Annotated in this window: 14 protein-coding genes, 1 tRNA gene and 1 pseudogene; 4 read left to right on the top strand and 12 right to left on the bottom strand. The window is 63.1% G+C overall.

Annotated features, from left to right (window positions below; genetic code table 11):
- Window positions 1-10: 10 nt before the first annotated feature.
- The 4 genes from PJE01S_RS11160 to PJE01S_RS11145 are packed head-to-tail and all read right to left on the bottom strand — an operon-like array spanning window position 11 to window position 4,022.
- Complete coding sequence (locus tag PJE01S_RS11160; protein ID WP_068833676.1) at window positions 11-1,018, bottom strand: Bug family tripartite tricarboxylate transporter substrate binding protein; 1,008 nt, start codon at window positions 1,016-1,018, stop codon at window positions 11-13.
- A gap of 39 nt (window positions 1,019-1,057) precedes the next feature.
- Window positions 1,058-2,269 (bottom strand): CaiB/BaiF CoA transferase family protein, encoded by a 1,212-nt coding sequence (locus PJE01S_RS11155; RefSeq protein WP_068833675.1) that lies wholly within the window; start codon window positions 2,267-2,269, stop codon window positions 1,058-1,060.
- Window positions 2,269-3,009, bottom strand: a complete 741-nt coding sequence (locus tag PJE01S_RS11150; protein WP_068833674.1) for an enoyl-CoA hydratase/isomerase family protein — start codon at window positions 3,007-3,009, stop codon at window positions 2,269-2,271. Before PJE01S_RS11150 ends, PJE01S_RS11155 begins: the two co-directional genes overlap by 1 nt.
- Before the next feature lie 29 nt (window positions 3,010-3,038).
- Window positions 3,039-4,022, bottom strand: a complete 984-nt coding sequence (locus tag PJE01S_RS11145; RefSeq protein ID WP_068833673.1) for an NAD(P)H-dependent flavin oxidoreductase — start codon at window positions 4,020-4,022, stop codon at window positions 3,039-3,041.
- A 188-nt stretch (window positions 4,023-4,210) separates the two neighbouring features.
- Between PJE01S_RS11145 and PJE01S_RS26305 the strand changes: the two are divergent.
- Window positions 4,211-4,394, top strand: a pseudogene (locus tag PJE01S_RS26305) (NAD(P)-binding protein); the annotation flags it as partial.
- Window positions 4,395-4,769: 375 nt separating this feature from the next.
- On the opposite strand, the gene PJE01S_RS11135 reads toward PJE01S_RS26305, so the two are convergent.
- The 3 genes from PJE01S_RS11135 to PJE01S_RS11125 are packed head-to-tail and all read right to left on the bottom strand — an operon-like array spanning window position 4,770 to window position 8,164.
- On the bottom strand, window positions 4,770-6,983 hold the full coding sequence (locus tag PJE01S_RS11135) for a xanthine dehydrogenase family protein molybdopterin-binding subunit (RefSeq protein ID WP_068833671.1): 2,214 nt from the start codon (window positions 6,981-6,983) through the stop codon (window positions 4,770-4,772).
- A 10-nt stretch (window positions 6,984-6,993) separates the two neighbouring features.
- Window positions 6,994-7,452: a (2Fe-2S)-binding protein gene (locus PJE01S_RS11130; protein WP_068833670.1), complete on the bottom strand. Its 459-nt coding sequence runs from the start codon at window positions 7,450-7,452 to the stop codon at window positions 6,994-6,996.
- 46 nt (window positions 7,453-7,498) lie between these two features.
- Window positions 7,499-8,164 carry a hypothetical protein gene (locus PJE01S_RS11125; RefSeq protein WP_068833669.1) on the bottom strand — a complete coding sequence of 222 codons (666 nt, stop codon included), beginning with the start codon at window positions 8,162-8,164 and terminating at the stop codon, window positions 7,499-7,501.
- Between the two features lie 883 nt (window positions 8,165-9,047).
- Between PJE01S_RS11125 and PJE01S_RS26295 the strand changes: the two genes are divergently transcribed.
- Window positions 9,048-9,521: a hypothetical protein gene (locus tag PJE01S_RS26295; protein ID WP_369406096.1), complete on the top strand. Its 474-nt coding sequence runs from the start codon at window positions 9,048-9,050 to the stop codon at window positions 9,519-9,521.
- 275 nt (window positions 9,522-9,796) lie between these two features.
- On the opposite strand, the gene PJE01S_RS11115 is transcribed toward PJE01S_RS26295, so the two are convergent.
- From PJE01S_RS11115 to PJE01S_RS11095, 5 genes are all read right to left on the bottom strand, one after another.
- Window positions 9,797-9,872 (bottom strand) — tRNA-Thr (locus PJE01S_RS11115).
- A 12-nt stretch (window positions 9,873-9,884) separates the two neighbouring features.
- Complete coding sequence (locus PJE01S_RS11110) at window positions 9,885-10,892, bottom strand: class 1 fructose-bisphosphatase (RefSeq protein WP_068833667.1); 1,008 nt, start codon at window positions 10,890-10,892, stop codon at window positions 9,885-9,887.
- A gap of 47 nt (window positions 10,893-10,939) precedes the next feature.
- The gene (gene pepN, locus PJE01S_RS11105; RefSeq protein WP_068833666.1) at window positions 10,940-13,669 is read right to left on the bottom strand and encodes an aminopeptidase N; all 2,730 of its coding nucleotides are present in this window, start codon (window positions 13,667-13,669) and stop codon (window positions 10,940-10,942) included.
- Window positions 13,670-13,739: 70 nt separating this feature from the next.
- Window positions 13,740-14,844 (bottom strand): peptide chain release factor 2 gene (prfB, locus tag PJE01S_RS11100; RefSeq protein ID WP_157090291.1). Its coding sequence is split into 2 segments (ribosomal slippage): window positions 13,740-14,762 and window positions 14,764-14,844, totalling 1,104 coding nucleotides; the frame shifts between segments, so codons are not numbered across the junction.
- A 73-nt stretch (window positions 14,845-14,917) separates the two neighbouring features.
- Entirely contained in the window at window positions 14,918-15,925 is a 1,008-nt protein-coding gene (locus PJE01S_RS11095; RefSeq protein ID WP_068833665.1) for an alpha/beta fold hydrolase, read from the bottom strand.
- Window positions 15,926-16,022: 97 nt separating this feature from the next.
- Here PJE01S_RS11095 and PJE01S_RS11090 point away from each other — a divergent pair, with 97 nt between their 5' ends.
- Both PJE01S_RS11090 and PJE01S_RS11085 read left to right on the top strand, forming a co-directional pair.
- A complete protein-coding gene (locus PJE01S_RS11090; RefSeq protein WP_068833728.1) occupies window positions 16,023-17,732 on the top strand; it encodes an acetate--CoA ligase in 1,710 nt (569 codons plus the stop codon).
- Between the two features lie 107 nt (window positions 17,733-17,839).
- Window positions 17,840-19,183: an ABC transporter substrate-binding protein gene (locus PJE01S_RS11085; RefSeq protein ID WP_068833664.1), complete on the top strand. Its 1,344-nt coding sequence runs from the start codon at window positions 17,840-17,842 to the stop codon at window positions 19,181-19,183.
- Window positions 19,184-19,187 lie beyond the last annotated feature (4 nt).

Below are 19,187 nucleotides of genomic sequence, written 5' to 3'. Positions count from 1 at the left end.
TGCTTGGTGGTCAGTCCGTGAGTTTTATGCCTGTGCCCTTGATGAGCTCGCTCATGGTCTTGGCGTCTTCCTGCACAAAGGCCCGGGTTTGGGCACGTGTGAAGTTGTAGATTTCAGCACTTTGCTGGGCGGCGGTGTTGACGAATTCAGGGCTGACCAGCACGGCGGTAAGCGCCTTGGTCAGGCGGTCCAGCACCGGCGCGGGCGTCTTGGCCGGCGCGGCCAGGCTATACCAGCTGCCCGAGATGAAGTTGGGAATTCCAGCTTCGGCGAAGGTCGGCACATCGGGCAGACTGGGCGAACGCTTTCTGCCGCCATAGACCAATGCACGTAAGCGGTTGGCCTTGATGAAGGTCTGTACTCCCGAGATGTTGAGCATACCCACCGGCACCGTGCCCGCGACCATGTCGGTGGTTGCGGGAGCTGCGCCACGGTAAGGAATGTGCAGCAAAAAGGTCCCAGTCCTGTACTTGAACATCTCCATGCCGATGTGTGGCGAACTGCCCAGTCCGGCCGAGGCATAGCTAAGCAGGCCCGGCTGGCTCTTGACCAAGGCAATGAATTCCTTGACGTTGTTGGCCTTGATCCCGGGGTGGACGGTCAGCACGTTGGGCACGTTGGCGACGATGCCGATGAAGTCGAAGTCCTTGATGCCGTCATAGGGTACTCTGGTAGCGGCGGGTGTGACGACGTGCGCGGCCGAGGTGCCGTAAAGCAGTGTGTAGCCGTCGGCCGGCGCCTTCGCGACAAAGGCCGCACCGATGGAAGCGCCGCCGCCGGCCTTGTTCTCGACGATGACGGGCTGGCCCAGCTGTTCGCCCAGGCCTTTCGCAAGTACACGGGCCAGCTGGTCGGCGGGGCCGCCCACGGCGTAGGGGTTGACGAGGGTAATGGTCTTGGTCGGGAACGCTTGCGCTGCTGCCGTGAGCGGCAGAAAAGCGAGGCCGGACAGTGCCGAGATCGCGGTGATGACGGAAGCCGCCGTGGGTATGAGGGAAAATGTCTTGTTGAAGGTCATGTCTTGTCTCCGGATGTCCTGCGCGTGGGGAACAGGGTTTCAGATGGCGCGCTGTGTGCGCAAGGTGGCGACCTGTTCGGCGCTCAGGCCCAGGCGTTCTTGAAGGATGGCATCAGTGTGCTCGCCGAGCAGTGGCGGTCGCTTCATGACCGGGTCGTCGAAGCCCTCGAACTTGAAAGGCACGCGCAGGCCCTTGAAGCGGCCGATGAGCGGGTGGTCGTACTCGCCCACCATGCCGCGCGCGGTCACATGTGGATCGGCCAGTACTTCATCAACGTTGAGGATGGGACCGGCCGGAACACCCACGGCGTCGCAGCGACGACAGACCTCGTCTCGGGTTAGCAGAGCGATAGCCTTGGACAGGCCGGCCATGACCTCCTCGCGGCGCGCGATACGGTCGACATTCTTGACCAGGGTTGGATCGGTCGCCCAAGCTTCGAGGCCCAGCAGGTTACACAGCAGCGCCCAATGTTGGTCGGCGCCAGTGATTTGTACCCACTTGCCATCGCCGCAGACGAAGGCTGCCGAGGGAATTCGGCCTGGGTGCTCGGTGCCCATGCGTGGCGGCACTTCCCCGAGCGTGAAGTAGCGCGCGGCTGCCAGTGACAGCAAGCCGACCTGGCCGTCAAGCATCGAGAAATCGACGTGGCAACCGGCGTCGGTCTTCTGCCGGCCGATGAGGGTAGAGAGGATGCTGATGGCGACCCACAAACCCGAGGTGAGGTCGGCCATCGGCAAGCCAGGTTTCACCGGACCGCCACCGCGCTCGCCGGTCAGGCTCATCAGCCCGCCCATGGCCTGAAAGATGGTGTCGTATCCCTTGCGGCTGGCGTAGGGGCCGTCCATTCCGAAGCCGGTGCAGGACACATAAACCAGGCGCGGGTACAGAGCGGCCATAGTCTCGTAGTCGAGTCCGTATTTCTTCAGGGTACCGACGGGGAAATTTTCCAGCAATACGTCGGCTGACGCGGCGAGCTTACGGATCACATCCTGGCCTTCAGGCGAACGCAGGTTGACGGTGATGGATTGCTTGCTGCGGTTAAAGGCCAGGTAGTAGGCCGACACGTCGCCGTCGTTGCCGTCCTTGTCCTTGCCGTGGACCACGGGCTCATAGCTGCGGGTCTCGTCGCCGGTGACGGGCTGCTCGACCTTGATGACGGTGGCGCCAAGCTCGGCCAGTATCTGCGTCGCGAACGGGCAGGCCAGTACGCGCGAGAGGTCGAGGATGGTAAGGCCTTCGAGCGGGCGCATTATTTGGCGGCCTCTGATTTTGCCTTGCGAAAGCCGCGCATCATCACGTTGGCATCACGGCCCACGTCCAACGCCTGGGCCAGCGACAGATCGGCCACGCGGTGGAAGGTGCGCTTGGTGGTCGCCATCGCGATCGGGCTCCAGCCGGCCAGCCGTTCGGCGATCTGCAGCGCGACGGTGACGACTTCGCCATCTGCTGCGACCCGGTTGCAGATGCCGAGGGCCAGGGCGCGCGGGCCGTCGATGGCGTCAGCCATGGCGACCAGTTCGAACGCCTGCTTCTTGCCGACCTGGCGTACCAGGTTGGCCAGCACCACGGCGGCAACGATGCCATGCTTCAGTTCAGGGTAGCCGAAACGCACGGTATCGGCCATTACGACCATGTCGCAGGCGACGGCCAGGCCCGCGCCGCCGCCCAGCGCGTTGCCGCGCACGGCCGAGATCACTGGCTTGGACATCTGCGAAAACACCAGGTGCAGCGAAGTGGTGAGATCGGCGCGACGGGTTACAGCACCCGGGTCTTCGGGCACGAGTGCCGAGAACTCGGTCGTGTCGGCGCCGGCGCAAAAAGACTTGCCGGCGCCGGTCAGCACCACAGCGTGGATGGCATCGTCGCAATCGGCCGCGCGCAGGGCGTCGAGCAGCGCCTGCGTCAGCTCTGTGTTGAGCGCGTTATGTTTGTCGGGCCGGTTCAGAGTCAGCAGGCGGACGGCGCCGCGGTCTTCGATGAGGAGGGTCATGGATTGTGGTGTTTCGGGGTTGTTGGGTTTCAGGTGGCGACAGTTTCAGTCACGGCCTGTGGCACGCCGGCAATGGCCCGAATGCGGGCGAAGGCTTCGCTTAACTCGCTGACCAGCGCCTGCATCACTTCACTGGCGGAATCGATGCGGTGCACCAGCCCGGCTGACTGGCCCGCCTCGACCTTGCCCCAATCGACGTCACCGTCGAGCGCGGCCTGCCTGAGCGTGCTTTTTTTGAACAGCGCTTCATATTCATTGGCCGGCGCGTTGCGCTGTTCGGCGTCGAAGATGCTCTGGGCAAACTTGTTGTTGAGTGTACGCACCGGCAAGCTCCGGCGGCCGACCAGCACCGGGTCCGCCACACCCGCGTCCAGCACCGCTTTCTTATATGCGGAGTGCACGGTGGCTTCATGGGTCATCAAAAACCGCGTGCCCAGCTGGACCGCGTCGGCCCCCAGGGCCAGCAGCGCGGCAATGCCCCAGCCGTCGGCCACGCCGCCGCCGGCAATCACCGGGAGGGACACCTGGCGCAGCACTTGCCGCACGGTGACCAGGGTGCTTACCTCGTTGGCCGGCGGGTGGCCGCCGGCCTCGGTGCCGACGACGACCAGCCCATCGACTCCGGCGGCCTCGGCCTTGAGCGCGTGTTCAAGTGTGGAGACGACCTGAATCCATTTGGCGCCATAGTCGCGAAAGCGCGGCAGGTGCGCCTTGGGACCACCTTGCGACGCGATGATGACCGGCACCCGTCGCGCATGCATGGCGTCGAGGATCTCGCCAACCTGCGGCCGGTAGAGCGGGATATTGACGGCGAAGGGCTTGTCCGTGAGGACGGCCATCTGGTCGAGCACGCTGCAGAAGTCCTGTACATACATGGGGCCGGCTGCAACCACGCCCAGGCCGCCGGCATTGGACACGGCCGCAGGCAGTGCTGAGCTGGACGAGGCCCAACTCATGCCCGCCTGCAGGATGGGGTGGTCGATGCCGAGCAACTCGGTGATACGGGTTTTCATTAATACGCTTCCTGATTAATTAGTTGCAAATATAAACTATATCGTGGATAAGTGCAACTATTTAGGCGCCAGGGATTTTCGGAGTCGTAATGCCGGGCACGGAAGGTTCAAGAAATGGAGATGACGATGGGGCAAGAAACAACCACGGCTGACCAGGCAGATGTTGGCGCTGCGCAGAAGGCCGCGCAATGACGAATACCAGTACGGTGGACTATGTGGTTATCGGCGGCGGCTCGGCCGGTTGTGTGATCACGGCAACGGCTGGTTGCTGCGGGCAAATCGGTAATGCTGCTGGAGGCCGGCCCGCCGGATAATCACCCTTTTATTCATGTGCCGGCGACCTTTGTGCGCATCATCGGTCCTTCATGTACCGTACAGAGCCCGAGCCGGGGTAATCGTACTTTCAATGTAGACAACGTCGCCCCGTCGCCGGTCGAGTTGCATTGGGACGCGCTGGTGCATCTAACGGCTTCGATGATGAGCGGTCAGGCCAGCGCGGTGGCTGCGCTGGCGCGTTTCGACTCGGCCGCCCAGGGTGACCCGATTTTCCACAAGCCGGCCGCCCGGCTCAGCGACTACAATGCGGCCCGTCTGGTCGTGATGCTGCCGCGTCCCAAGTTCTTCGAGAAACTACCCAACTTGGCCTACCTGTTGGGCTACGCCGCCACCATCGTGGCGCGCATGGAGGACGCCATGCTGCCTTGAGAGCCGTCGCGGAACACAATGGACAGAGGTCCCCAAAGCAGTTCAGACCATCAGCGCATCGAACGGCAGCTTGCGCAAGCGCTTGCCGGTCAAGGCCGCCACGGCGTTGGCGATGGCCGGCGCAATCGGCGGCACGGGCGGCTCCCCCATGCCTGTGGGCGGGTCACTGCTGGGCACGACATGCACGTCGACGGTCGGCGCCTCGGCCATGTAGGCCGGCGTGTAGTCGGAAAAGTTCGATTGCTGCACCACACCGTCCTTGAGGGTGATCTCGAACCCCGGCAAGATGGCGGACAGCCCGAAAACGACACCGCCCTGCACCTGCGCCTCGATCGTCCGCGGATTGATGGGCATGTTGCAGTGAACACCGGCCGTCACGCGGTGCACCTTTGGCTGCCCCTCGACGAGCGACACCTCGGCGACATAGGCGATCGACGTGTTGAACGCATGGTGGACTGCCACCCCCCAGGCCCGCCCTTTGGGCAGCTTGCGCTTGCCGTAGCCCGAGCGTGCCACGGCCAGGTCGAGCGCCTGCCTGCTGCGTTCGCCATGCTGACCCGACAGCAGCGTCTTTCGGTACTCCACCGGATCCCGGCCGACCGACCTTGCGATCTCGTCGATCAGGGTTTCCATGACAAAGGCGCTGTGACTGTGACCCACCGAGCGCCACCACAGCACCGGGACATTGGTCTTCATGTTGTGCACGGCCAGCGCCAGGTTGGGGATCGCATAGTGTGAGTGACGCACGCCTTCGACCATCGTCTCGTCGACGCCGTCCTTGACCATGAACGACTCGAAAGCAGTGCCAGAGATGATGGACTGGCCGACGATCACGTGATCCCAGGCGTTGATCTTGCCCGCCGCGTCGTAGCCTATGCGCACCCGGTGCACATGCATGGGTCGGTAGTAGCCACCCTTGAGATCATCCTCGCGCGACCACATGAGCTTGACCGGCGTGCCCCGCATGGCCTTGGCCACATGCGCCGCCTCCACGGCATTCTCGGAACTCGGCATGGCGCGCCGCCCGAAGCCTCCGCCGGCCATCATGGTGTTGAACTCCACCTTGTCGACAGCCAGGCCCAGGACCTTGGCAATCGCCTCCCGATCGGCGGACTGGAATTGCGAGCCCGCCCACACGGTGCAGGCGTCGCCGGTGAAGTGCAGCGTCATGTTCAACGGCTCCATGATCGCATGCGCCAGGTAGGGGAACTCGAAGACCGCCTCGATCATCTTGGCCGAAGCACCAATGCCAGAGACATCGGCCCTCTCGGCCGGGATGCCCGGCTTCATGGACATCGCCTTGTAGTCTTCAAACTGCTTGTCGGTGCTGACGCGTTCGACACCGGTGAAGTCCCAGTCAATCTTCAGCGCATCGCGGGCCTTTTTGGCGGCCCAATAGCCATCGGCGACCACCGCGATGGCCTCGCCGCCCCGAATGGCGGGAATCTTGAAGATACTGCGCACCCCGGGCATGGCCGTGGCCACCGCATCATCGAGCTTGGCCACCTTGGCGCCCCAAGGCGCTGGCCTGGCCACCAGGGCCACCTTGATCCCGGGCACGTCAACGTCGATGCCGAACTTCTGCTGTCCGCTTGACTTCGCCGCTGAGTCCAGGCGCGGTGTGGCCTTGCCAATGATCTTGAATTGCTTTGGATCCTTCAGCTCGACCGTCGGTGGCACAGGCATCTGCATCGCCGCGTCGGCGACCGAGCCGTAGCTCGCCCGCTGTCCGGCAGGCCCCGTAATGACCCCGGCCGCCGTCTTGCAGGCTGCCGGGTCGACCTGCCACTGGCGGGCAGCCGCTGCGACCAGCATGCTGCGCGCACGGGCGCCGATCTCGCGGTACTGCTGGAAGGTATTGGCCATGCTGCTTGAGCCCCCGACCATCTGTATGCCATAGACGACGTCGCGATAGGCGTCTTCACCCTTGGCCAATTCGGCCCGCACGTCCTTCCAGTCGCAATCCAGCTCCTCTGCCAGCAGCATCGGCAACGCCGTCAAAGTGCCTTGACCGATGTCCACCTTCGACACCTGGACCAGGACCGAATTGTCCGGTGCTATGCGCAAGAATGCGTTGGGTACAGAGACCTTCGTAGCTGGCGTCTGGGCGTTGGCCACGCGACCCATTGACGGGACGAAGAACTCGATGACCAGGCCGGCTCCCGCCAAGGCCGACGCCTGCAGAAATTGGCGACGCGACGCGGTCGGCTCGCTGAAGTCGGTCACGACAGTCCTACTGATTTGTTCGGATGACATGGTGCACTCCTTATGTCAGCGACTTGGATGCATCAAGCACCGCAGCCTTGATCCGCTGATACGTGCCGCAGCGACACAGATTACTCCCCATCGAGTCGACCACCTCGGCCTCGGTGGGGTGCCGCCTGCGCTTGAGAAAATCCACCGCCGTCATCACTTGCCCGCTTTGGCAATAGCCGCATTGCGGCACGTCGTGCTTGATCCATGCAAGCTGCACCGCTTTGCCGACCGGGTCGGCACCAATGGCCTCGATAGTGGTGACGGGCTGCTGGCCTACGGCGGACAAGGGGTACGAGCACGAGCGCACGGCGTGCCCACCGACGTGAACCGTGCAGGCGCCGCAAGCGGCCACGCCGCAGCCATACTTGGTCCCGGTCAGCTTGAGGTTCTCCCGGATAACCCATAGCAACGGTGTGTCGGGCGCGGCATCGACTTGTACGGTACGGCCGTTGATCTGAAGGGCAATCATTTGGATCTCTCCTTGATGGACGAAGAGGGGCTTGCTGCAGCCTGCATCACTTGGCTTGACCCGCCATCTTGGCAGGGGCCGGGCATGGCCCGCCAGCTTGCGCCCATTTTTCAAAAACGGCGACGAACTCGGCATGCGTCATAGGCGGAGAAGCTCGCGGTGTGCCGTCGGACCGTGTGCCTGGCTCGAAGGCCCACAGCACGAGCGCCTCTTTCTTGTGATGCTCGGTGAGTTCGGCCAGGCTGTGGTTGCCGTTCTTCGCACGCGTCTTGAGGGTCGAACACAAGGTGGCGCTACTCATGGCAACGCCAGGCTTGGACTCCCACGACATGCTCAGGGGCGCGATGTGCCATCCAGGGCCGCCAGGGACCCCGCTTGCCGAGTTGTTGCTCGCTTGATGACAGGCCACGCACAGTGCACCTGGCACACCCTTGCCATCGTGCCCGCGCACAATACCGAACTTGTGCCGATGCCGGTCGTCCCCTTGCCGGGGATAGTTGGTGGCGGTGTGGCAGTTCAGGCAGCGCGGGTGAGTCAGCACCGAGTAGACCTCGCTCCACTGCTGCGCTTCAGCAGTCGAAGTGCTCTGCGCATGCACTGCGCCCGAAGCACCGAGGCACGCCATTGCCACGGCGATCAGCAGTCGACCTTGTTCGCTCGGCGCGCGACCCGGTAGCCCATTGCGAGTTGTGCTTGCCTGCGGCTTGCTCATGTTTTTCTCCTACGTCGAGAATCTGAAAACTGCCCAGCGGGAAGCATGGCTTGATCGAATTCAGGAACCGCGTCGATCTCAGCGTCGGCAGCTCTTGGTGATACCCTTTATCTCTGCTCGCAATCATGAAGACCGCCTCATTCGGTGACCATCGACGCACAATAGGTGCGCGTATTACAGAAGTCAAGGTAGCCGGGGCCAGATTCCGACCAAACTTGTCGACCGGGAACCGTGGCGGTCGTTGGCGCATCAGCATCACTGGCCGCAAGCGCCGCGCGCGAACAATCCATTACGATTGTTGCGGCAGTGATGCACGTGGAAACTCCGCCCCATCACCGCAACATCCGGACGCAACGGGCTACCCGCTGCGCGCTGAGCCGAACACGGCGACCAGGCGCGCCCTGGACCTTCAAGAAAAGCAGGGGCTCGAACGGCGCATCGCCGACGCGCGAGAAGAAGAGCAACGCGAGCTTGAAGAACGCAGAGCGCGAAGAAAAGATGAAGATGAATCCTTCCACAACAAAAATCGCTCTGGTGTCGGCGCACCTCCGGCCCCGACACCCCTCCCGCCGCTTGTGGCCGACGAGGACTACGCCCCCCGGCTGATGCACCCAGTCTATGCGCCGGACGCACCATCCAGGCTGTTCGCCAAAACGGCCCTGGCTATGCCGGACAAGGAAATACGTAAACAAGACGAAGAGGTTGGCAGGAAGCTGACAAGCCGAGGCATCCTGCGCAATATCGCCGCCCCAGAAAACGCATTCGAATCACTGGCAGCGCTGCGCGCGAACCAGCCTCACTTTGGCGAAGTGATTGACCTGGTGCATGACCAACTCATGCTGACTTCACATACATCCGCATCGAGATCGGCTTCTGCTACCTGGTGGCCATTCTTGATGCCTGCAGCCGCAAGGTCGTTGGCTATGCGATCTCGCGGTGTATCGACACACCTCTCGCCTTTGCGGCACTGCGCTCTGCGGTCCAGAGCCGCAAGCCACCGATCGGGTGCATCCACCACACGGACCGCGGCAAGGGTCGTGCACAGCCTCATAGTCCCCAGCGTCGCGCCAGCTTGCGCCGACACGCATCTGAATTTTTTGCGCCTCAGTCTTGGCTTTCATCTTGTCTCCGTTGTTCGAATATCGGGGCCAATGCTTACCCGGCATGCAGTTTAAGAAGCGGGTGCTGCCACTGTCCATGGCCTTTTTCGGGACGCCGCGTGCAGGTTTTCCGCATGATCGGCGCGGCTGAAAATGGAGGGGGTACCAAAAGGAGTAGATGCTGGGTATCACTACAACAGGTAGCCGCTGGTAAAGCTAAAGACAAGTGGGAGCGGCGGGCTTGCGGGCGACCGTAATGCAGACTGTCGAAATTAACCGGAGCTGCTGCATTTGAATTCCAGAGTTTGGCCGCTACTTCAATTCATAGCCCCACTTCAGAAATCGAGCGCATAGGAACGAGCAGCAGGGCGAAAACCACCAGACCCCCCAACCCGCCGCGTGCGGGTCTTTTTCTGGATGCTGCAAGCCGAAAAGGTACAAAAACGCGTACCGCTGGCTACATAGTGGCTACATGACCACAAAGAGAAAAGGGCTTGCTACTAAATTAATAGCAGCAAACCCTTGTATCTATTGGTGCCGGAGAGATGAATCGAACACCCGACCTTCTCATTACGAATGAGCTGCTCTACCGACTGAGCTACACCGGCGTAATCTTCACATTATAGCCCGGAGTGATAGGCGGTGACCCGCTCGACCTCATTTTTCGAGCCGAGGATCACGCTGACGCGTTCGTGCAGCTTGCCGGGCTGGATGTCCAGGATGCGCTGCCTGCCATTGGTCGCGGCGCCGCCGGCCTGCTCGACCAGCCAGCTCATGGGATTGGCTTCGTACATGAGGCGCAGCTTGCCGGCCTTTTCGGGCTCGCGCTTGTCCCAGGGGTACATGAACACGCCGCCGCGGGTCAGGATGCGGTGCACGTCGGCCACCATGGAGGCGATCCAGCGCATGTTGAAGTCCTTGCCGCGCGGGCCTTCCTTGCCCTGCAGGCACTCGTCGATGTAGCGTTTGACGGGGGCATCCCAGTGGCGCATGTTGCTCATGTTGATGGCGAATTCCTGGGTGTCCTCGGGAATCTGCACGTTTTCTTCGGTCAGCACGAACGAGCCTTGCTCGCGGTCAAGCGTGAACATGGCGACGCCGTCACCCACGGTCAGTACCAGGGTGGTTTGCGGGCCATACACGCAGTAGCCTGCGGCCACTTGCTGGCTGCCGGGCTGCAGGAAGTCTTTTTCCCCGACGCCGGCGTGACCTTCGGGCTTTTTCAGCACGCTGAAGATGGTGCCAATGCTGACATTCACATCGATGTTGCTGGAGCCGTCGAGCGGGTCAAACATCAACAGGTATTCACCCTGCGGATAGCGGTTGGGCACCAGGTAGATGCTGTCCATTTCTTCCGAGGCCATGGCGGCCAGGTGGCCGCCCCATTCGTTGGCTTCGATCAGCACTTCGTTGGCGATGATGTCGAGTTTTTTCTGCACTTCGCCTTGCACGTTTTCGCTGCCGGCGGTGCCGAGCACGCCGCCCAGCGCACCCTTGTTGACGGCCTGGCTGATGCTTTTGCAGGCGCGGGCGACGACTTCAAGCAGCAGGCGCAGCTCGGGCGGAATGTGGCCGTCCATGCGCTGCTGCTCGACCAGGTAGCGCGTGAGGGAGATGTTGTGGGACATAAGGGGTTCCTCTCGGTGGGTGGATGCGTCGGCTCGCGTCAATGGGCTCAATCCGCCAATGCGCGGGTGACAACTTCAAGCGTGTCCTTGCTCAGATCGGTCTTGGCGGCGACGCGGACAATGGCTTCGCGCGCGGCGCTGCGGTAGGGTTCTGCCAGTTTGCTCCAGCGGTCCAGCGCACGGGCCAGGCGGGCGGCCACCTGGGGGTTGATGGCGTCGAGTTCGATCACGCGATCGCTCCAGAACACATAGCCTGCGGCATCGGCGCGGTGAAACGCCGCCGGGTTGCCCTGGCAAAAGGTGCTGATCACGCTGCGCGCGCGGTTGGGGTTGCGCAGGCTGAAATCGGGATGCTTCATGAGCTGCTTGACTGCTGGCAGGATATTGCCGCCGCGGTCGGGCGCGCCGGCCTGCAGGCCCATCCATTTGTCGATGACCAGCGCCTCGTCCTTGAACATGGCATGAAAGCGCGGCAGCGCCTCGGCCGCCAGCGCGTGGCCGCTGGACACCAGGGCGCTCAGGGCATTGAAGCGGTCCGTCATGTTGCCGGCGTCCTTGAAGCGCTGCAGGGTCTTGCCTGGCCACACGGCATCGCCGCTGGCTTGTGCCGCGAGGCACAGATGGGTGAGTGCCATGCCGGCCAGTGCGCGGCGCCCCGAGGATGCGGCATCGGGCGCGTAGGCGCCGGTGTCGTGGTGGGCCTGGTACGTGGCTTCCCAGTCGGCCGCCAGGGCCGTGGCCAGTTGCTGGCGCATGGCTTCGCGCACCGCGTGGATGCGCTGGGGATCGACCACGTCCAGTTGCTCGGCCAGGTAGGTTTCAGACGGCAGGGTCAGCACCAGTTCCTTGAAGGCGGCGTCCAGCGTGGGGTGGAGCAACACCTGGCGCATGGCCTCCAGATAGGCATCATCCAGCACGCTGGCGTCCGAACCGCCTGCGCTGTAAGCTATCGATTTGATAGCATTGACGGCCCGGTTGACGGCCAGGCGTTGCCCGGCTTCCCAGCGGTTGAAGGGGTCGCTGTCGTGCGCCAGCAGATGCAGCAGCTGGGCGTCGGTGTAGTCAAACTCCAGCACCACGGGGGCGGTGAAGCCGCGCAGGATGGAGGGCACGGGTTCGGCGGCTATGTTGATGAAGGTCAGCGTTTCGCTGGCCTGCGTCAGCACGACGGTGCGTGTTCCGGCAACGGCATCGGTCTCGCCGGCCGGTTGCAGCGGCAGGTCTTTTCCGTCCGCGCCCAGCAGGCCCAGGCCGACGGGAATGACAAACGGTTCCTTGACGGGCTGGCCCGGCGTCGGCGCGCAGCTTTGCGCCAGCGTCAGGGTATAGGTGCGTTCGGCGGCGTCGTACACGCCTTGCGCGTGCACGCGCGGTGTGCCGGCCTGGCTGTACCAGCGCTTGAACTGCGGCAGCAGGCGCGCCAGGTCGGACGTGGGGTTGGCATCGGCAATGGCTTGCGCGAAGTCGTCGCAGGTCACGGCCTGGCCGTCATGCCGCTCGAAGTACAGCGTCAGGCCCTTGGCAAAGCCCTTGCGGCCGACCAGGGTCTGCATCATGCGAACCACTTCCGCGCCTTTTTCGTAAATCGTGACGGTGTAGAAGTTGCTGATTTCGATGTAGCTGTCGGGCCGCACCGGGTGCGCCATCGGACCCGCGTCTTCGGGGAACTGGGCGGTGCGCAGCACGCGCACGTCTTCAATGCGCTTGACGGCGCGGGCCGAGGCAACGCCTGCCAGGTCTTGCGAAAACTCCTGGTCGCGGAAGACGGTCAGGCCTTCCTTCAGGCTGAGCTGGAACCAGTCGCGGCAGGTGATGCGGTTACCGGTCCAGTTGTGGAAGTATTCGTGGCCGACCACGCTTTCGATATTGGAAAAATCAAGGTCCGTGGCCGTGGCCTGATTCGCCAGCACGTACTTGGTGTTGAAAATGTTCAGGCCCTTGTTCTCCATCGCGCCCATGTTGAAGTCGCTGGTGGCGACGATCATGAAGCGTTCCAGGTCCAGCGGCAGGCCAAAGCGCGCCTCGTCCCAGGCCACCGAATGCATCAGCGAATTCATCGCGTGCTCGGTCTTGTCGAGGTCGCCGGGGCGCACATAGACCTGCAGCACATGGTCCTTGCCGGCGCGCGAGGTGATGCGCTGCTCCCTGGAGACCAGCTGGCCGGCCACCAGCGCAAACAGGTAGCAGGGCTTGCGGTGCGGGTCCACCCATTTGGCAAAATGCCGCGCGCCATTGGGGCCATCTTCCAGCGGGCCTTGCGCCACCAGGTTGCCGTTGGACAGCAGCACCGGGTACTGGGCCTTGTCGGCGCGCAGCGTCACGCTGTAGCTGGCCATCACGTCGGGGCGGTCCAGGAAGTAGGTGATGCGCCGGAAACCTTCGGCCTCGCACTGCGTGAAGAAGGAGTCGTTGCTGACATACAGGCCCATCAGCTGGGTGTTCTTGGCCGGGCAGGTGGTGGTGAAGATTTCCAGCTCGAATGCATCGGGCAGGTTGTCCAGCACCAGCTGCTTGCCCTCCATCTTGAACGAGGTGCCCTGGCCATTGACCAGCACGCGCGCCAGGTTGAGTTCTTCGCCGTCGAGTTTCAGGGCCTGCGCCGGCACATCCGGGTTGCGGCGCAGCGTCATCTTGTTGAGCACGCGCGTTTTTGCCGGGTCCAGGTCAAAGCACAGATCGACGGTGTCGATCCAGTACGCGGGGGCGATGTAATCGGCGCGCTTGATGACCGCGGCGGTCCCCGGTCCAGTTCCTCGATCATCCATCATTTGCAACATGTTTTTTTTCCTAGAAAACTCGTAAAACGTTCTGAAAATTCACCCACCCGCATGACGGCGCAGATCGCCGTCAGACGCCTTGTTTCAAGGAGGCCTCGATGAAGGCATCGAGGTCGCCGTCCAGCACCTTTTGGGTGGCCGAGATTTCGACGTTGGTGCGCAAGTCCTTGATGCGGCTGTTGTCCAGCACATAGCTGCGGATCTGGTGGCCCCAGCCCACATCGGTTTTGGTGTCCTCGAGTTTTTGCTGGGCTTCCTGCTGCTTGCGCAACTCGAAGTCATACAGCCGGGAACGCAGGCGCTTCCAGGCCACGTCGCGGTTGCTGTGCTGGCTGCGGCCGTCCTGGCACTGCACCACGATGCCGGTCGGGATGTGCGTCAGGCGCACGGCCGAGTCGGTCTTGTTGATGTGCTGGCCGCCGGCGCCGCTGGCGCGGTAGGTGTCGGTGCGCACATCCGACGGGTTGATCTCGATCTCGATCGAGTCGTCAATTTCGGGGTAGACAAACACCGAGGCAAACGAGGTGTGGCGGCCGCCCGAGGAGTCAAACGGCGACTTGCGCACCAGGCGGTGCACGCCGGTTTCGGTGCGCAGCAGGCCAAAGGCGTATTCGCCTTCGATCTTGATGGTCGCGCCCTTGATGCCGGCGGTGTCGCCGGGCGATTCGTCTTCGACCGTGGTTTTGAAGCCCTTGCGTTCCGCGTACTTCAGGTACTGGCGCAGCAGCATGCTGGCCCAGTCGCAGGCTTCCGTGCCGCCGGCGCCGGCCTGGATGTCGAGGAAGGCGTTGAGCGGGTCGGCCGGGTTGTTGAACATCCGGCGGAATTCCATTTTTTCGACCTCGGCGGCGACCGTGGCGGCTTCGGCTTCAATCGCCCGCATGCCGGCTTCGTCGCCTTCGCCCCTGGACATTTCGAACAGCTCGGTGTTGTCGGACAGTTCCTGGTCCAGGCGGTCAATCACATGAACCACGTCTTCCAGCGATTTTTTTTCCTGGCCGAGGGCCGAGGCGCGCTTGGGGTTGTCCCAGACCTTGGGGTCTTCCAGCGCGGCGTTGACTTCGTTTAGCTTGCGTTCCTTGGCAGGGTAGTCAAAGATACCCCCGAAGTTCATTCACCCGGTTGCTCAGGTCCGCAAGCTGGTTGCCGATGGCGTTGATGTGTTCTGCTTCCATGATGAGTGTTCAATCCTGAATGGGGTGGGGCCGAAGTTGGCTAACCCTTCATTTTCTCACGACCGGAAAAGACTTAGTCCAGAAAGCCCTCAATCAGGCGCGCCAGCTGCTCGGGCTGGTCGTGGTGCAGCATGTGGCCGGCGTCCTTAACCACGGCAACCCTTGCCTGGGGCAGGTTTTTAAGTCTTTCGTGGTACTCGGCCAGGGTGTATTTCCCCTGATACCAGCTGCCCAGGGAATCGTCGGAGGCCTCAATGGCCAGGGTGGGCGCGCTGATGCGCCGGTAGATTTCCAGTACTTCATCGAGGCGGTAGAGCTGGGCGCTGGTGATTTTGTGGGCCGCCTCGCCCAGGATCCGCCATTTTCCCGCCGCATCGGGGCGGGCCCAGTGGCTGGCCAGCCAGTCGGCCTTGTCGGGGGAGAGGCGGGGGTTGGTCTTCATGAGCCGCCGCGCCACGCCGTCCTGGTCGTTGTAGGGCTTGAGGTCCAGATCGCCGCGGTGCAGGCTTTTGAGCTCGTCCATCCACTTGGCATAACGCCCGGGCGCCTGGCTGGGCCTGCTGGCCGGCAGGCCGAAGCCCTCCAGGTTGACCAGCTTGCGGATGCGTTCGGGCCGCACCCCGGCATACAGCATGGCCACATTGCCGCCCATGCTGTGGCCGACCAGGTCCACCGCCTGGCCCGCTGCGTAATGGTCGAGCAGAAAGTCGAGGTCGGCCAGGTAGTCGGCAAACCAGTAATGGTCGACCTGGGCGCCGGCCGGGCCGGTACCGGTTTGCCCGAAGCCGCGCCAGTCGGGCGCGATGATGGTCCGGTCCTGCGCAAAAGCGTCGGACAAGGCATCCACCATGAACTGCCAGGACGCCGCCACGTCCATCCAGCCGTGCACCAGGACAAGTGGTACCCCCACGTTCCCCACTGCGTGTGGTTCACTGCCCCCCGAGGGGGCTGGCCTTGCTTGGGGCGGCCCGGCGCTGGCGGCCCTGGCGTCGGTCTGGGGTGCCTGCCAGATGCGTACGTGGTAGTTGAGTCCGCGTATAGGGACAAACTCGCTGCGGGAAGAGCGTTTTTCTTTGTACATTGCTTTCATCATAAGGAGACTCGAGTTGAAGCGCAGTCAAGACAGGGACACGCCGGGCCAGGCGCCCGGCAGCCGGCCCGCCGACCATTACGCGGCCATGCATCGCAATTTTCGCTGGCAGGTCGACGAGCACTTCAACATCGCCGAGGCCTGCTGCGGCCGCTGGGCCCGCGCTGAAGATGACGCGCTGCCTGCTACCAAAAGAATAGCTATTCGCACCCATAGGCCGGGCGCTGAGACCCTGTTTCATACTTATTCAGAGCTGCAGCGGGCGGCGGATGCGCTCAGCCATGTGCTGGCTGGCCTGGGCGTGCAGCGCGGCGACCGGGTCGCCATCGTGATGCCGCAGCGCTTTGAAACCGCCGTGGCCTACATGGCGATTTTTCAGATGGGGGCGGTGGCCATGCCGCTGTCCATGCTGTTTGGTCCCGACGCGCTGGCCTTTCGCCTGCAGGACAGCGAGGCGGTGGTCGCGATTTGCGACGAGAGCGCCATTGCCAGCGTGAAGTCCATACGCACCGACTGCCCGGCGCTGCGCACCGTGGTGGCGGCCGGCGCGGCGGTGGGGCAGGGCGATGTTGATTACGAGTCTGCCCTTGCCGCGCAGCAGCGCTCGTTCACGGCGGTGAAGACCAAGGCCGACGAGGCGGCCATCCTGATCTACACCAGCGGCACCACCGGCCCGCCCAAGGGGGCACTGCTGGCGCATCGCGCGCTGATAGGCAACCTGCCTGGCTTTGTCTGCAGCCAGAACTGGTTTGGCTTTGACGGCAAGACCAATGCGGCGTCCGACGCCGTGTTCTGGAGCCCGGCCGACTGGGCCTGGACCGGTGGCCTCATGGATGCGCTGCTGCCCACGCTGTATTTCGGCCGGCCCATCGTGGCCTTCAATGGCCGCTTCAGTCCCGAGCTGGCCTTCAGCCTGATGGCCGAGCAAGGGGTGACGCACAGCTTTCTGTTTCCCACGGCGCTCAAGGCCATGATGAAGGCCTATCCGCAGCCGCGCCGGCAGTTCAGGCTCAGGCTGCAAGGCCTCATGAGCGCGGGCGAAGCGGTCGGCGATGCGGTGTTTGCCTACTGCCGCGAGCAGCTGGGCGTGACCGTCAACGAGATGTTTGGCCAGACCGAGGTCAACTACATCGTCGGCAACTGTTCCCGGTATTGGCCTGCCAGGCCGGGCAGCATGGGCAAGGCTTACCCCGGTCATCGTGTCGCCGTGCTGGATGACGAAGGCCGTGAATGCGCCGTCGGCGTGCCCGGCGATGTGGCCGTGAACCGTTTCGATGTGCACGGCGATCCGGACCCGATCTTCTTTTTGGGCTATTGGCGCAAGGACGAAGCCACCCGCGCCAAGTTCAGCGGCGACTGGTGCCGCACCGGCGACCTGGCGCGCCGCGATGCCGACGGCTACCTCTGGTACGAGGGCCGCGCCGACGATGTCTTCAAGGCAGCCGGCTACCGCATCGGCCCCGGTGAAATCGAGAACTGCCTGATCAAGCACCCGGCCGTCGTGAATGCCGCCGTGGTGCCCAAGCCGGACCGCGAGCGCGGCGCCGTGGTCAAGGCCTATGTTGTGCTTGCTCCTGATTTCATAGCTTCTCGCGCCGGTTCGACGGGGGCTGAAGGTCAGTTTGAGCTGCAAATGATCGCCGAGCTGCAGGCCCATGTGAAAAACCTGCTGGCGCCCTACGAATACCCCAAGGAAATCGAATTCATCGACGCCTTGCCCATGACCACCACCGGCAAAGTGCAGCGCCGGGTGCTGCGGCTGCAGGAGGAAGCCCGCTTCAAGGCCGCCGAGGGTTAACCCGACGCCTGTTGCTGCTGATGGGAGGCATCAAAAACTGTGATTGGTCAGCCGGCGGCGTCGTGCGTAACCTTCGGGCACAACTCAACAACCCGAAGGAGACATCCATGCGCAGCATTGCATTCAAGCCGGTAGTCACGGCCCTGGCGCTCGCCCTAGGCCTGTCCATTTACGCGGCCGCCCAGGCCGGCACGGTCACCGTAATCACTTCTTTCCCGAAAGAAATCACGGACACCTACAGAAAGGCGTTCGAGGCCAAAAACCCCACGATCAAGCTCGAGATACTGAACAAAAGCGGCACCGCCTCCATTCCCTACATCCGCGAAACCGCGGCCGGCCAGCGCCCCGATGTGTTCTGGTCGTCGGACGTGGTGGCCTTTGAGGTGCTGGCGCGCGACAAGCTGTTGCAGAAGGTGCCCGAGGCCGGCAACCCGCTGGTGCCGAAAAAAATCGGCAACTACCCGGTCAACGATCCGGAGGGCTTTTACTTTGGCCAGGCCTTGTCGGGCTACGGCATCATGACCAACAAGCGCTATATGCAGGCCAACAAGCTGCCTGCACCCAAGGAATGGGCTGACCTGACCAAGGGCGTTTACTACGGCCATGTGGCGCTGTCGTCGCCCTCGCGTTCGGGCACTACCCATCTCACGGTGGAAACCATCCTGCAGGGTGAAGGCTGGGAAAAGGGCTGGACCCAGCTGTTGCAGATCGGCGGCAACTGCGCCGCCGTCACCGACCGCAGCTTCGGCGTACCCGACGGCGTGAACAACGGCCAGTTCGGCATAGGCCTGGTCATTGACTTCTTTGGCCTGGCGGGCCGGTATTCGGGCTTCCCGGTGGACTTTGTGTATCCCAGCGTCACGTCGGTCGTGCCCGCCAGCATTGCGATGATTGCCGGCGGCAAGAATACCGCCGAGGCCAGCAAGTTCATCGCCTACTCGCTGTCGACGGAAGGCCAGGAGCTGCTCTTCGATCCCAAGATCAGCCGCATGCCGGTGCTTCCGTATTCTGTCGCGGGCCTGAAGGTGCCGCACGACTACCCCAACATCTACGACATCGCGCGCAAGTCCAAGGTGAAGTTCGACTCGGAGCTGTCCGAGGCGCGCTACGCGCTGGTGACCAGCCTGTTCGACCAGACCGTCACCTTCCGGCTGAAAGAGCTGCAGGCGGCGACCAAGGCCATTCATGAGGCTGAACGCAAGCTGGCCGCCAAGCCCAACCCGCGCGCCGCCGAGCTGCTCAAGCAGGCGCGCAGCTTTGCCTACACGCCGCTGGTGGACGAGAAGAACGTCAACGACAAGCAGTTCCTGGAAATCTTCCGCAAGAACAAAAAAGACGTGGCCGTCGCCAAGCAGCTTACCGGCCTGGAAGAGCTCTGGAACTCCAAAGCTAAAGCCAACTACGCCCGCGCCGAACAGCTGGCCGGTGAAGCGTCCGCGCTCCTCAAATAAGGAC

The sequence above is a fragment of the Polaromonas jejuensis NBRC 106434 genome (assembly GCF_001598235.1).
GTDB lineage: Bacteria > Pseudomonadota > Gammaproteobacteria > Burkholderiales > Burkholderiaceae_C > Polaromonas > Polaromonas jejuensis.
Note: the sequence above shows the minus strand (reverse complement) of the source record. Positions and strands in the feature narration are given on the sequence as shown.

Excerpts from the sequence above, each read along its gene's own strand:
- PJE01S_RS11160 (WP_068833676.1), bottom strand. The coding sequence starts at position 1,018 with ATGACCTTCAACAAGACATTTTCCCTCATACCCACGGCGGCTTCCGTC.
- PJE01S_RS11155 (WP_068833675.1), bottom strand. The coding sequence starts at position 2,269 with ATGCGCCCGCTCGAAGGCCTTACCATCCTCGACCTCTCGCGCGTACTG.
- PJE01S_RS11150 (WP_068833674.1), bottom strand. The coding sequence starts at position 3,009 with ATGACCCTCCTCATCGAAGACCGCGGCGCCGTCCGCCTGCTGACTCTG.
- PJE01S_RS11145 (WP_068833673.1), bottom strand. The coding sequence starts at position 4,022 with ATGAAAACCCGTATCACCGAGTTGCTCGGCATCGACCACCCCATCCTG.
- PJE01S_RS11135 (WP_068833671.1), bottom strand. The coding sequence starts at position 6,983 with ATGTCATCCGAACAAATCAGTAGGACTGTCGTGACCGACTTCAGCGAG.
- PJE01S_RS11130 (WP_068833670.1), bottom strand. The coding sequence starts at position 7,452 with ATGATTGCCCTTCAGATCAACGGCCGTACCGTACAAGTCGATGCCGCG.
- PJE01S_RS11125 (WP_068833669.1), bottom strand. The coding sequence starts at position 8,164 with ATGAGCAAGCCGCAGGCAAGCACAACTCGCAATGGGCTACCGGGTCGC.
- PJE01S_RS11110 (WP_068833667.1), bottom strand. The coding sequence starts at position 10,892 with ATGTCCCACAACATCTCCCTCACGCGCTACCTGGTCGAGCAGCAGCGC.
- pepN (WP_068833666.1), bottom strand. The coding sequence starts at position 13,669 with ATGTTGCAAATGATGGATGATCGAGGAACTGGACCGGGGACCGCCGCG.
- PJE01S_RS11095 (WP_068833665.1), bottom strand. The coding sequence starts at position 15,925 with ATGTACAAAGAAAAACGCTCTTCCCGCAGCGAGTTTGTCCCTATACGC.
- PJE01S_RS11090 (WP_068833728.1), top strand. The coding sequence starts at position 16,023 with ATGCATCGCAATTTTCGCTGGCAGGTCGACGAGCACTTCAACATCGCC.
- PJE01S_RS11085 (WP_068833664.1), top strand. The coding sequence starts at position 17,840 with ATGCGCAGCATTGCATTCAAGCCGGTAGTCACGGCCCTGGCGCTCGCC.